This window comes from Microbacterium deminutum (genome assembly GCF_039530205.1).
Classification (GTDB): Bacteria; Actinomycetota; Actinomycetes; order Actinomycetales; family Microbacteriaceae; genus Microbacterium; species Microbacterium deminutum.
In genome coordinates, this window is record NZ_BAAAOG010000002.1 from 44,061 (window position 1) to 57,477 (window position 13,417).

8 protein-coding genes are annotated in these 13,417 nt (G+C 68.0%); 6 read left to right on the plus strand and 2 right to left on the minus strand.

From position 1 onward, the window contains the following. Positions 1–36: 36 nt before the first annotated feature. Positions 37–1,077 carry a LacI family DNA-binding transcriptional regulator gene (locus ABD212_RS06605; protein WP_344092599.1) on the minus strand — a complete coding sequence of 347 codons (1,041 nt, stop codon included), beginning with the start codon at positions 1,075–1,077 and terminating at the stop codon, positions 37–39. A 318-nt stretch (positions 1,078–1,395) separates the two neighbouring features. Continuing rightward, the gene (locus tag ABD212_RS06610) at positions 1,396–4,437 is read right to left on the minus strand and encodes an alpha-mannosidase (RefSeq protein WP_344094095.1); all 3,042 of its coding nucleotides are present in this window, start codon (positions 4,435–4,437) and stop codon (positions 1,396–1,398) included. 480 nt (positions 4,438–4,917) lie between these two features. Between ABD212_RS06610 and ABD212_RS06615 the strand changes: the two genes are divergently transcribed. From ABD212_RS06615 to ABD212_RS06640, 6 genes are all read left to right on the plus strand, one after another. After that, complete coding sequence (locus tag ABD212_RS06615; protein ID WP_344092601.1) at positions 4,918–6,324, plus strand: cytochrome ubiquinol oxidase subunit I; 1,407 nt, start codon at positions 4,918–4,920, stop codon at positions 6,322–6,324. A gap of 23 nt (positions 6,325–6,347) precedes the next feature. Further along, positions 6,348–7,385 carry a cytochrome d ubiquinol oxidase subunit II gene (cydB, locus tag ABD212_RS06620; protein ID WP_344092603.1) on the plus strand — a complete coding sequence of 346 codons (1,038 nt, stop codon included), beginning with the start codon at positions 6,348–6,350 and terminating at the stop codon, positions 7,383–7,385. 111 nt (positions 7,386–7,496) lie between these two features. Next, positions 7,497–8,957, plus strand: coding sequence for a glucose-6-phosphate dehydrogenase (gene zwf, locus ABD212_RS06625; RefSeq protein WP_344092605.1), 1,461 nt, complete (start codon positions 7,497–7,499; stop codon positions 8,955–8,957). Next, complete coding sequence (locus ABD212_RS06630) at positions 8,921–10,816, plus strand: glycoside hydrolase family 15 protein (RefSeq protein WP_344092607.1); 1,896 nt, start codon at positions 8,921–8,923, stop codon at positions 10,814–10,816. Before zwf ends, ABD212_RS06630 begins: the two co-directional genes overlap by 37 nt. Before the next feature lie 44 nt (positions 10,817–10,860). Continuing rightward, the gene (locus ABD212_RS06635) at positions 10,861–12,408 is read left to right on the plus strand and encodes a GMC oxidoreductase (RefSeq protein ID WP_344092610.1); all 1,548 of its coding nucleotides are present in this window, start codon (positions 10,861–10,863) and stop codon (positions 12,406–12,408) included. Positions 12,409–12,463: 55 nt separating this feature from the next. Then, entirely contained in the window at positions 12,464–13,384 is a 921-nt protein-coding gene (locus tag ABD212_RS06640) for an aldose 1-epimerase family protein (RefSeq protein ID WP_344092612.1), read from the plus strand. Positions 13,385–13,417: the final 33 nt, after the last annotated feature.

Here is a 13,417-nt window from a genome sequence, read left to right on the forward strand (position 1 = left end):
GTTGGAGAGCTTAGAGGCGAATTCCAGCGCTGTAAACTACCCGGAAACAGCCGTCGTGTCGCGTTCGGCGATCGCGTGGGCGACGGTGCGGTGCCTGCCCACGCCGTCGAATCCGGCCATGCGATCCTCGAGCAGGTCCAGCGTCGTGCGTGCGATGGCCGCCTTGTCGGGCGAGATGCTCGAGAGCGCAGGAGTGCTGTATCGCGCGAGCGCCGTGTCGTCCCAGCCGAGCACGGCGACGTCGTCGGGAACACGCAGTCCAGCCCGGTCGAGGACCCGGAGCGCGGCCATCGCGAACAGATCGTCCCTGCAGAACAGAGCGTCGAACCGCGCACCGGCGTCGAGCGCGGCCCGAAGCGCGGTGATACCGTCGTCGACCCCGAACCAGTCGGTCTCGACCACGAGCGCCGGGTCGCTGATGGCGTCTGCCGCAAGGAGCGACTCCTGATAGCCGAGCAGTCGCAGGTGCGTCGACTGGGTGGGATCGCGGCGCACCATCCCCAGGAAGCCGATCCGCCTCCTTCCCTGCCGCAGCAGCAGGTCCATCCCGTCGCGCGCCGCTGCGACGTTGTCGATCATCACGTGATCCGCGGTGAGCGGCCGCGCGCCTTCACCCAGCAGCACGAGCGGGGTGTCGGGCCGCAGCCGGGCGATCTCCATCGTGTCGATGCGAACCGGCTGGAAGATCACGCCGTCGACGAGGCCCTCCTCGCGATCCCGGATGACGGCGCGCTCGGCCTCGAGGTCCTTCAGGGTCTGCTCGACGATGATCCGGTAGCCGCGGCGCGTCGCCTCCTCGCCGATGTGGCGCGCGAGGTCGGCGAAGTACGGCTGGTCGATCTCGGGGATCGCGAGCGCGAGCATCCCCGTCCGGCCGGTGGCGAGCGTCCGCGCCGTGAGATTGGGCCGATATCCGAGCTGGTCGATCGCGGCCTGGACGCGCTCCCGTGTCGTCGCGGACACATGCGGGTAGTCGTGGACGACGTTCGACACGGTCTTCATCGAGACGCCGGCGAGCTTCGCGACATCCTCGAGCCTGACACGATTGCCGGGCCTTCCGCTTTTCATGTCGCTCATCTTAGGATCACTTGAAATTTACAGCGCTGATATTCCTCGGCACCTGCGCCTCGAAGCCGCACCACTCGCCGACCCGCGCGCGATCGTCCAAGGGGACCACTCCCTTTCGGATGGAGTCTCGATCGTCGAGGGAGGCATCTACGACGACTCGGCCTTGACCCTCGGCCGGGAGCTTCCATCATGCTCATCCCGGGCTGACCCGGTCGTCGAGCGGAGCGAGCCGGGGTCGTCCGGTCGTTGAGCGAGCGAAGCGAGAAGAACGCGCCTGACCACCCCGAGACCTCAGGTCCGTTTCGTCTCGGTCGTTTCGCTCCTCGCTCAACGATCGGGGGAGGGTGTGCGGCGGATCCTGAGGGTCAGCAGCTGGAACGGACGTAGCGTGAAGCGCACCGACCGTCCGTCGTGCGCCAAGCCTGCGGGTGCCGCGATCTCACGCTCGATCAGATCCGTCACGACGACGTCGTCGACGTCGAAGTCGAGCGTCAGCTCGGCAGCCGCTCGAGCACCCTCCGACTCGTACAGTCGCACGACGACGTCGCCGCTGCGGTCCTCCGCGAGCTTCAGCGACTCGACGAGCACCGCAGGATGATCGGTCCGCACCAGCGGCGCTACTGGGCCGAGGGCCGAGCGCTCCGCGAGGTTGATCCGATAGCCATCGCGGATCGCGGCGCGCACGTCGGCTCCCACACGCACCGAGAGATCGATCGTGTGGCGACCTTCGTCGGCGACCGGATCGGGGAACGTCGGTCCGCGCAGCAGCGACACCCGGGCCGTCGTGGTGGTGCCGCCGTCCGCGCGCGTGGAGCGCAGCGCGTCGTAGCCGTAGCTGGACTCGTTCGCGATGGCGACACCGAATCCGGGCTCGGCGACGTGCACCCATCGATGCGCGCACAGCTCGAAGCGTGCGGCATCCCATGAGGTGTTGCTGTGCGTGGGTCGCTGGACATGCCCGAACTGCGTCTCGGCGGCGACGCGATCGGCGTGGATGTCGAGCGGGAAAGCGAGCTTGAGCATCTTGCGCCGCTCGTGCCAATCGATGTCGTTGTCGATGTGCAGCGTCGGGTTGCCGGCACGGAGCCTGAGCACCTGCGTGACGTGCGACCTGCCGAATGAGCGCTCGATCGTGAGTGAGACCGTGTCGGCGTCCTGCGCCGCCGTGATGGCATCGACGCCGGTCTCGTCGCTCACGACTCGCTGGTAGTGGTCGTCGACATCCCACGCGTCCCACTGATTCGGGAGATCGCGGTGCAGCTGGAGCAGGTTGCCCGCGGCACCGGGGGCGATGGCATCGCGGCCGGTGGCGAGGTCCACGAGCGAGACGATCAGACCGTCGGCATCCACCACGACCCGCACGAGGCCGTTGTCGAGCACGTGACGGTCGGCCGTCTGCTCGAGGGTCGGCGCGCCGCCCTCACGCAAGGTGCGGCGGCCCGCAGAGAGGGCGGCCACTCCGTCGCGAGCGAACGGAGCGGCGTTCGCGAGGTATTCCGCGCCGTCGCCGACGTCGAAGTTCGCGAGGGCAGAGGCGATCAGCGTCTGCAGCTGTGCGGCGAGCTCGCGGTTGTTCTGCTCGACCTCGCGGTGGACCCATGCGATGGAGGTCCCGGGGAGGATGTCGTGGAACTGCTGCAGCAGCACGAGCTGCCAGATGCGCTCGAGGTCGTCGTACGGATACTCCGCTCCGGTGCGCACGGCGGCGGTCGCGGCCCACAGCTCGGCTTCGCGGAGCCAGTGCTCGTTGCGGCGGTTGCCCTGCTTCGTGCGGTGCTGCGTGGTGTAGCTCCCGCGGTGCAGCTCGAGGTAGAGCTCGCCGCTCCACACCGGGGGCTCGGTCATCTCGGCCGCGGCTCGTTCGAAGAAGCGCTCGGGCGTGTCGACCTCGACCGTCGGCGAGCCCTCGAGCGATCGCGTCCGCCGGACGGCGGCCATCATCTCCCGCGTCGGGCCACCGCCGCCGTCGCCGAAGCCGAACGGCAGGAGCGAGACCGACCCGTCGCGGTGGTCGTGGAAGGTGCGCTCAGCGCGGGCGAGGTCCGCGGCGGACACCTCGCCGGCGTACGTGTCGGCGGGCGGGAAGTGCGTGAAGACCCGGGTGCCGTCGATCCCCTCCCAGAGGAACGTGTGGTGGGGCATCGTGTTCGTCTGGTTCCACGAGATCTTCTGCGTGAGGAACCAGTCCGTGCCCGACGCCTTGATGATCTGCGGGATGGCGCCCGAGTAGCCGAACGTGTCGGGCACCCACGCCTCGCGCGTATCGACGCCGAACTCCTCGAGGAAGAACCGCTTGCCCGCGACGAACTGGCGCGCCATCGCCTCGGCACCCGGGAGGTTCATGTCGGGCTCCACCCACATGCCGCCGACGGGGATGAACTGCCCGGCGGCGACCTTCTCCTTGATGCGTTCGAAGATCTCGGGGTAGCCGTCCTTCATCCACTTGAGCTGCTGCGCGGACGAGCAGGCGAACCGGAACTCGGGATCGGCATCCATCAGCGCGATCACGCTCGAGAACGTCCGTGCGCACTTGCGGATCGTCTCGCGGATGGGCCACAGCCAGGCGGAGTCGATGTGCGCATGCCCGACGGCGACCACGCTGTGGCTGCTCGGCGACGCGGGAAGGGCGAGGATGGGTGCGAGGGCTTCGCGGCCCGCCGCGGCGGTCGCCGACACCTCGTCGGGGTCGACGACGTCGACCATCCGCTCGAGCGCCCCGAGGATCCGGTGGCGGCGCGGGGACTCGACGGGCAGCTGCTTCATGAGTCCGTCGAGCGTCCAGACATCCTGCGTGAGCTCCCACACTGTGACGTCCATGAGGGCCGCATCGCACTGCCCGAGCACGTATAGAAGCCCGTCGCCGGCCGTGCTCTTCTCACCGAGGGGCGTCGGCTTCCAGGTCCAGTCACCGGCGATGTCGGGATTCGCCGCACCCTCGATGTAGAGGTCGACCGTCCCATCGCCGTTCTGCGGGACGGGGACGTAGCTGCTGCGAGGGTTGATGGACTTGACCGTGGTGCCGTCTGGACGGAACGCGAGTCCCTCGACCTGGAAGCCGGGCCGATCGTGGGTGAAGCCGAGATCGATGACCAGCTCGACGCGTGTCGCCGCGTCGTCGCCGCGCAGCCATCCCTTCGGCACCTGGCCGGTCACGTGGAACCACGACGTCGACCAGGCCCTGCCCCAGGTGTACGGCAGCTCGATCGGGCGATAGTCCTGGGCCACCGCGTGCGTGAACGGCAGCGGTTCGTCGAGGTCGTCCCAGACGCCGATCGCGAGGGGGACGGTCTGGATGTAGAGCGCTGGAATGAGGCTGTCGCGGACGAATCTGTCGATGCGCCCTTCGGTGATGAGGCGGTTGTCGTGCATCATTGCTCCGGGTTTCAACAAGAGTCGAGAAAGTCATGCGGGTAAGCGTGAAATGCCTGCACTCACTTTCGCAGAACGCCTGATCCACGGCGCTCAGAGGGATGTCGCGCATCACGTGGATCCCGAACGTGAGGCCGAGCTGACGGATTCTGTCCGCGAGCGGCCCGAATCCGCGTCCCTCGCTCGCGCTGGGGAACCGCGGTTCTGGTCATGGACGTCTCCTCTCACGGCCGACTCGGACCCTCTGAGTATCTTCCCTGCATCCGCGAAGCGGGCGGCGCGGCGCCGTCGCGATTTCATCCATCTTGGGTGTCGTGGGCTGCCACGGCCGGTTGGTTGGATGGTCGGGCCAGGCCCGCCAACGAGTATGGAGGCCGCGATGAGTGATCCGACTCCACCCAGGGGTTCGCGAAGCGGCACGATCGCGTGGGCCCGTGCCATCGGCGACCGTGGCGAACGCGATGCCGCATCGTCTGCGGCGTGAAGGGCCCTGACGTGGACGCGACCGATCTTGCTCGCCTGCAGTTCGCGTCGACGAGCATCTATCACTTCATCTTCGTGCCGGTCACGATCGGGCTGGCCTTCCTCTTGGCGATCCTCCACACGAGGTGGTATCGATCCAGGGAGGTCCGCCATGAGAAGCTGACCCGATTCTTCGGCACGCTGCTGCTCATCAACGTCGCAATCGGCGTGGTCACCGGCCTCGTGCAGGAGTTCCAGTTCGGCATGAACTGGTCGGCATACTCGCTGTTCGTCGGCGATGTGTTCGGTGCCCCTCTGGCGATGGAGGGCCTCGCGGCGTTCTTCCTGGAGTCCACCTTCCTCGGGCTCTGGGTGTTCGGATGGAAGGTGCTGCCCCGCGGCATCCATCTCCTGTCGGCGTGGCTCGTGGCCGCGGGGGCGATGCTGTCTGCGGCGTTCATCATGGCCGCCAACTCGTGGATGCAGCATCCGGTCGGCTACACCACCGATCCCGACACGGGTCGCCCGGTGCTGTCGTCGATCGGAGACCTCTTCACCAACGAGGTCTTCATCTGGGGGTACATCCACGTCATCCTTGCGGCTCTCGTCACCGGTTCCGTCGTGATGCTCGCTGTCTCGGCGTGGCAGCTACGACGTGGGCACGAAGCCTTCAAGACCTCGGCGCTGCTGTCACTGGTCGTGCTGCTGCCGGCGTCGCTGCTTCAGCTCGGCGTGGGCAGTCACCTCGGCGTGATCGAGACGACGTATCAGCCGATGAAGATCGCCGCGGCCGAGGGGCAATGGGAGACCTGCCAGCCGTGCTCGTTCTCGCTGCTGCAGATCGGCGGGTTCACCAGTTCCGACGAGACTCCGACCAAGATCCTCGAGGTGCCGCATCTCCTCTCCATCCTCGCCACGGGCACGTGGGACGGGCAGGTCGTCGGGCTCAACGAGCTGCAGGCGCAGGAAGAGGCGCAGTACGGTCCTGGAAACTATGTGCCGGATGTCCGCCTCCAGTACTGGTCGATGCGCATCATGGCCTACCTCGGCACCCTGTTCTTCCTGTTGTCGCTGTGGGGCGTGTGGCACGCAGTGCGACGGAAGCTGCCGGCATCCAGGGTCTTCCTGTTCGTCACGATCTGGTCGGTGCCGTTCCTGTTCCTGATGAACACCGCGGGGTGGATGCTGACCGAGAGCGGGAGGCAGCCGTGGATCGTGCAGGGACTCATGAAGACGACGGACGGCGTGTCGGCGACGGTGTCGTCGACCGAGGTCATCATCAGCCTCATCGCGTTCTACGCGCTGTTCATCTTCCTGCTCGTGATCGACGTCGTCCTGATGCTCCGATTCGCCAGGCGCGATCTCGACGCTCCCGGGGAGGAAGTCCCCGCCGACGACCGCGACGCCCCGGTCCTCACCTACTGACGTGGCCCGCTGAGGAGGATGGGATGAATCTCGCGGATGTCTGGTTCGTCATCATCGCCGTCTTCTGGACGGGCTTCTTCGTCCTGGAGGGCTTCGACTTCGGTGTCGGCGCACTGCACGCGCGCGTCGGCCGGACCGAGATCGAGCGCCGGACGGTGATCAACACGATCGCCCCGTTCTGGGACGGGAACGAGGTGTGGCTCGTGGTGGGCGCGGCCGCGATCTTCGCGGCCTTCCCGGCGTGGTACGCGACGTGGCTCTCGGCCCTGTACCTCGCTGTCATGCTGCTCCTGGTCGCTCTGATCGCCCGGGGGGTGGCACTGGAGTGGCGCGGCCGGGGCCGAGGGGACTCCTGGCGCGAGGGATGGAGCTTCGCTCTCACGGGGGGCAGCGTCGTGGCGCCCCTCGTGCTCGGGATCGCCTTGGGAGACCTGCTGGCGGGGCTTCCGCTCGACGCGGATGGCGCCTTCACGGGCGGGGTGTCGAGCATCTTCACCGGGTTCGGCATCTGGACGGGGCTCACGCTCGTCGCGCTTTGCCTGCTCCACGGCGCGACGTTCGTCGCGATCCGGACGACCGGCGTGCTTCGCGAGCGCGGGCTGCGATGGGCCGGGATGCTGGGCATCGCCGCATTCGTCATGGTCGCGGTGTTCGCGGTGTGGACCGCACTCATGGCCCGGCCCGGCTGGCTTTCCTACGTGATGCTCGCCCTCGCACTGATCGCGATCGCGGTGGGACTGTGGCTGTCGAGGCGCGGCGCCGAGAAGGGCGCCTTCGTGGCGACGGCCGTCGCCATCGCTGCGACCGTCGGCTCGCTGTTCGCCAGCCTCTTCCCCGACGTGCTCGTCTCGAGCACATCGGCCGACTACAGCCTGACCGTGGCGGGAAGCGCGTCGAGCGAGTACGCGCTCACGGTGATGACCATTGTGGCCGCCATCTTCTTCCCTGTGGTGCTGCTGTACCAGGGGTACACGTACGTCGTGCTCCGTCGCCGCGTGGGCGGTACGGCGACACCCGCGGCACGGGTAGGGGAACCGCATCCCGTCGTGCCGGCGGAGTGATCGGAGACCGCGCCGCGGCCGCGGCCATTTCATCCATCTGGGGTGTCGCGGGCCCCGGGGCGTATTGGTTTGATGATCGAGCCAAGGCTCGTATCGAGTTCGGAGAGTGCGATGACTGATTCGACTGCCCCGACGACATCCCCCGCCGCCGACCAGTGGTCGGCTGTCGCAGACGTCCTGGTGGTCTTCGGGATCACCGGCGATCTCGCCAGGGTCATGACCTTCCGCTCGCTGTACCGGCTCGAGCGACGAGGGCTGCTCGACTGCCCGATCGTCGGAGTCGCGGTCGACGACTGGACGCTCGAACAGCTGGTGAACCGGGCGCGGGACTCGATCGTCGCCACCGGCGAGCCGCTCGACGAAGAGGTCTTCGCGCGGTTCACCGGGCGCCTGGCCTACGTGCAGGGCGACTTCGGCGACGCGGCGACGTTCCAGCGGGTGGGCCAGGCGATCAGCGGCGCCCAGCATCCGGTGTTCTATCTCGAGATCCCGCCGTTCCTTTTCGGCACCGTCGTGAAGGGTCTCGCGGACGCCGGGCTGACCGCTGCTGCGCGCGTCGTCGTCGAGAAGCCGTTCGGCCACGACCTGGAGTCGGCGAAGGCGCTGGCAGCGGATCTGCACCAGCACATCGACGAGAAGCAGCTGTACCGCATCGACCACTACCTCGGGAAGATGGGCTACGAGGAGATCCTCTACCTGCGCTTCTCGAACACGATCCTGGAACCGCTGTGGAACCGCAGCTATGTCGAGTGCGTGCAGATCACGATGGCCGAAGACTTCGGCGTCGAGGACCGCGGCCACTTCTACGATCCGGTCGGGGCGCTTCGGGACGTGGTGGTCAACCATCTCCTGCAGGTGCTGGCCGCCTCCGCAATGGAACCGCCCTCCGCGCAGGGTCCGGAAGCGCTGCGCGACGCCGCCGTCACGCTCTTCAGGTCGGTCAAGGCCGCGGAGCCGGCACACTACATCCGGGGTCAGTACGACGGATATCAGGACATCGACGGCGTGGCCGAGGGCTCCACCACCGAGACCTATGCGGCGCTGCGGCTGGAGATCGACAACTGGCGCTGGCAGGGCGTGCCGTTCTACATCAGGACCGGCAAGCGACTGCCGGTCACGCAGACCGAGGTGCGCGTCGTGTTCCGCGAGCCGCCACCCGTCCACCTCGGACTCGGCGGGAGCGACGGCAGGCGACCGGCGCGCGACGAGTTCGTCATCAAGCTCGATCCGTCGACCGGCGCCCGGCTCATCGTCGACGCCCACCGCGCCGACGGGAAGGGGCCCGAGGCGGTCACCCTCGACGTCGAGTTCGCCGATGAGGGCGGCGAGGGTCCGACGCCGTACGAGGTCCTGCTGCACGCGGCCATCGTCGGCAACTCCGCCCGCTTCAACCGCCAGGATATCGTCGAGGAGAACTGGCGGATCATGCAGCCGCTGGTCGACAACCCGTCGCCCGCGCATCCGTACGCCCAGGGCACGTGGGGGCCGGCGATCGCCTCCACCCTCGTCGCCGATCACGGCGGCTGGCAGGGCCCGTGGATCGTGAAGCCGGCGAGCGGGGTGAGGTCGTGAGTCTCTCGAACTCCCCGTTCCCGCCGATCGCCGACTACGCCTTCCTTTCGGACTGCCACACCGGGGCCCTCGTCGCCCCCGACGGCTCGGTGGACTGGCTGTGCGTGCCGGCGTTCGACTCCCCGAGCGCGTTCGGGAACCTGCTGGACCGGGGCGCCGGCTCGTTCCGGTTCGGCCCGTACGGCATCAACGTGCCGACCCAGCGTTCGTACGTGCCCGGGACGAACGTGCTCACGACGACATGGCACACTCCGGGCGGCTGGCTGCTGGTGCACGACGCCCTGACGATGGGGCCGCGACAGGGCCCGGATCGGGTCACTCCGCACACCAGGCCGCCGGCGGACGACGACGCCGAGCACCTGCTGGTGCGCGTCGTGGAGTGCCTTGAGGGCATGGTCGAGGTGGAGCTGGTATGCGAGCCCGCGTTCGACTACGGGCGCGCGCCGGCCGAGTGGAAGCTCGTCGATGAGGAGTGGCATGCCGCCGACGCCACCGGCGCCGGCCAGACGTTCCGGCTCAGCACCGACCTGCTGATCGGTGTCGAGGGGAGCTCGACGAGGGCCCGGCACACGCTCGCGAAGGGCGACAGGGCGTTCTGCGCGCTGTCGTGGGCGGAAGGGTTCGCCGGCCCCGTGGACGCGGCGGATGCCATGGCACGGATCGAGCGGACCGTGGCGTTCTGGCGGCGCTGGCTGGCACGGGCGCGCATCCCCGACCATTCGCTGCGACACCCACTGGAACGGTCCGCGCTGACGATCAAGGGCCTCACCTACATGCCCACCGGCGCCACCGTGGCCGCGCTCACCACGTCGCTGCCCGAGACCCCCGGAGGCGAACGCAACTGGGACTACCGATTCACGTGGATGCGGGACTCCACCTTCACCCTGCAAGCCCTGCACTTCCTCAACCTCGACTGGGAAGCGGACGAGTTCATGCAGTTCGTGGCCGATCTCGAGCCGAACGAGGACGGCGGCCTGCAGATCATGTACGGCATCGACGGCCGGCGGGACCTCACCGAGACCACCCGCGACGACCTCTCCGGCTACGAAGGAGCACAGCCGGTCCGGATCGGCAACGGCGCGTTCGACCAGCGACAGAACGACGTCTACGGCGCCGTCCTCGACTCCCTCCTGCTGCACACCCGCCGCAGCGAGCATCTGCCACGTCGGCTGTGGCCGCTGGTGAAGTCGCAGGCCGAGGGTGCCCTGGCGGCATGGCGCGAGCCCGATCAGGGGATCTGGGAGGCCCGGGGCGCCCCGCAGCACTACGTCTCGTCGAAGCTGATGTGCTGGGTGGCGCTGGACCGCGCCTCGAAGCTCGCCGGCATCCGCGAGGACCTCGCGCTCGAGAAGGCCTGGGCCGAGGCCGCGGACGAGATCCGCGCCGACATCCTCGCCCACGGCGTCAGCGACCGCGGCGTGCTGCGCCAGCACTACGACACCGATGCACTGGATGCCTCAACCCTGCTTGCGGCGATCTTCGGCTTCCTTCCGGGCAGCGACGAGCGCATGAAGAAGACCGTCGACGCCATCTCGTCCGAGCTCACCGAGCACGGCTTCGTGCTGCGGTACGTCACCGGCGAGACCGACGACGGGCTGTCCGGCAAGGAAGGCACGTTCCTCATCTGCTCGTTCTGGCTGGTGTCGGCGCTCTCGATCGTCGGCGAACCGCAGGAGGCCGCCGACATGCTGGAGCGGCTGCTGCGGATCGCGTCGCCGCTCGGGCTCTACGCCGAGGAGTTCGAAGTTGACCGCGCACGCCACCTGGGCAACTTCCCACAGGCTTTCTCACACCTCGCCCTCATCGAGGCGGCGGCGCGGATCATCCTCGCCGACCGCCTCGATGAGCTGTCGCTGTGACACCGGCGGCAGGGCGACCGACCGGACCGCTCGAGGAGGAATCCGTGGCCGACGATTACGACGTGATCATCGTGGGATCCGGGGCGGGCGGAGGGACTCTCGCGCACCGCCTCGCCCCCTCGGGCAGGCGGGTGCTCATCCTCGAACGCGGCGACTGGCTGCCGCGCGAGCCGCAGAACTGGGATGCCGCAGAGGTCTTCGTCAAGAACCGGTACGTCTCGAAGGACACCTGGTACGACAAGGACGGCAAGGCCTTCCAGCCGCAGATCCACTACTTCGTGGGTGGGGCGACCAAGTTCTACGGAGCGGCGCTGTACCGACTGCGCGAGCAGGACTTCGGCGAACTGCGACACCACGGCGGAATCTCGCCGGCATGGCCGATCAGCTATGACGACATGGCGCCGTACTACGCCCAGGCCGAGGAGCTCTATCAGGTCCACGGCATCCGCGGCGAAGACCCCTCGGATCCACCAGGCGGACCGTACCCCTACCCGCCGGTGTCACACGAGCCGCGCATTCAGAAGTTGTTCGACGACCTCGCCCGGGTGGGATTGCACCCCTTCCACTCCCCCAACGGGATCATGCTGGACGAGTCGAATCCGGCCTTCAGCGCCTGCATCCGCACCGCCACCTGCGACGGATTCGCCTGCCTCCTGCACGCCAAGTCCGACGCCGATGTGATCGCCGTGCGGCCCGCGCTCGCGCACGACAACGTCACGCTCGTGCGCAATGCGGAGGTGCGCAGGCTGGAAACCGATCCATCAGGTGGCAGCATCGCGTCCGTGGTCGCGGACGTCGACGGGGCCGAGCAGCGGTTCTCGGGCTCGATCGTGGTCGTGTCGGCCGGCGCGGTGAACTCCGCGAAGCTGCTCCTCTCCAGCGCGAGCGACACGCATCCGAACGGTCTCGCGAACGGATCGGACCAGGTGGGACGCAACTACGTCTTCCACAACAGCCGGGCGTTCCTCGCCATTTCGCTGGAGAAGAACGAGACCCGCTTCCAGAAGACGCTGGGCCTCAACGACTGGTACCTGGGTGACGACGACTTCGAGTATCCGATGGGCAACGTGCAGATGGTGGGGAAGTCGTCGGCGCCGATGTACCGCGGCGAGAAGCCGATCGCCAAGCTCTCGCCGATGTTCGCGCTCAATGAGATGGCCGAGCACGCGGTCGACTTCTGGCTGTCGGCGGAAGACCTGCCCGATCCCGGCAACCGGGTCACGGTGGGCAGGAGCGGCGAGGTCACCCTGAGCTACACCCCCAACAACCGGGAGCCCCTGGACCAGCTGTATCACCGCGTCAAGAAGCACCTCAGCCACCTCGGCATGCATCCCGACCACCTGATTCCGCGGGACATCTACATGAAGAACGACATCCCGGTCGCGGGATGCGCGCACCAGGCCGGTACCGTCCGCTTCGGCGACGACCCCGCGACGTCAGTGCTCGACACCGACTGCAAGGCGCACGAGCTCGACAACCTGTATGTCGTCGACACGAGCTTCTTCCCGAGCATCGGGGCGGTCAACCCCGCCCTCACGGCGATGGCCAACGCGCTGCGTGTCGGCGATCACCTGCTCGCACGACTCGGTTGACAGCGCGCACAGCCGGCCGAGCTTCCGGCCCGAAGTGACGAAGAAAGGCAGATGGATGCGGCATCCCTCAGGCGAACAGTACGTGATCGCGTCGGGCCGCTCGAGGGCGACGATCAGCGAGGTCGGAGCGACTCTGCGGACCTTCACGGTGGAGGGACTCGACGTCATCGACGGCTTCACGATCGACGAGCGGTCGACGGACGGGCGAGGTCAGGTGCTGGCGCCGTGGCCGAACCGACTCACCGACGGACGCTACACCTACGGGGGACACGAGTGCCAGGCGCCGCTCAACGAGCCGGCGCGGCACGACGCGATCCATGGACTCGTGCGGTGGCTCGACTGGTCGGTGGTGTCCCGCCGAAGCGATCAAGTCTCCCTCTCGTGCGTCATCCGTCCGCAACCCGCCTACGAGTGGCAGCTCGACCTCGAGGTCACCTACACGGTGGCCGACTCGGAGCTGACCACGACGTTCGTCGCCCTCAACGTCGACCGCGAGCAGGCGCCCTTCGGTGTGGGATTCCACCCCTACCTCACCGTGGGCACCCCCCTGGTCGACCACGTTGATCTCACCGTGCCGGCGATCGCTTTCCTCGACCCCGAGGTCCCCGCCGAGACACCGCGGATGGTGCCCGTGAGCGGCACGGCGAAGGACTTCACGCGGCCCCGGTCGATCGCGTCGACGGAACTGGACACGGCGTTCGGCGAGCTCGCACGCGGCGACGACGGGCGAGCAGTCGCGCGACTGGAGGCCCCCGGCGACGGTCGATGGATCGAGCTGTGGGTGGACGAGGGCTACCCCTACCTCATGGTCTACACCGCCGACCAGGTGGCGTCGGCCGATCGACGTCGCGCCGGCGTCGCGATAGAGCCGATGAGCTGCCTTCCCGACGCGTTCCGCAGCGGGCTCGACCTCATCGAGCTGGCACCCGGCGCGTCCTGGCGTGCGAGTTGGGGACTGCGCGTCTCAGCGCGTTGATTCTCAGGTCTCTGCCGAGTAGGTTCGGCAGAG

Excerpts from the sequence above, each read along its gene's own strand:
- ABD212_RS06605 (WP_344092599.1), bottom strand. The coding sequence starts at position 1,077 with ATGAGCGACATGAAAAGCGGAAGGCCCGGCAATCGTGTCAGGCTCGAG.
- ABD212_RS06610 (WP_344094095.1), bottom strand. The coding sequence starts at position 4,437 with ATGCACGACAACCGCCTCATCACCGAAGGGCGCATCGACAGATTCGTC.
- cydB (WP_344092603.1), top strand. The coding sequence starts at position 6,348 with ATGAATCTCGCGGATGTCTGGTTCGTCATCATCGCCGTCTTCTGGACG.
- zwf (WP_344092605.1), top strand. The coding sequence starts at position 7,497 with ATGACTGATTCGACTGCCCCGACGACATCCCCCGCCGCCGACCAGTGG.
- ABD212_RS06640 (WP_344092612.1), top strand. The coding sequence starts at position 12,464 with ATGCGGCATCCCTCAGGCGAACAGTACGTGATCGCGTCGGGCCGCTCG.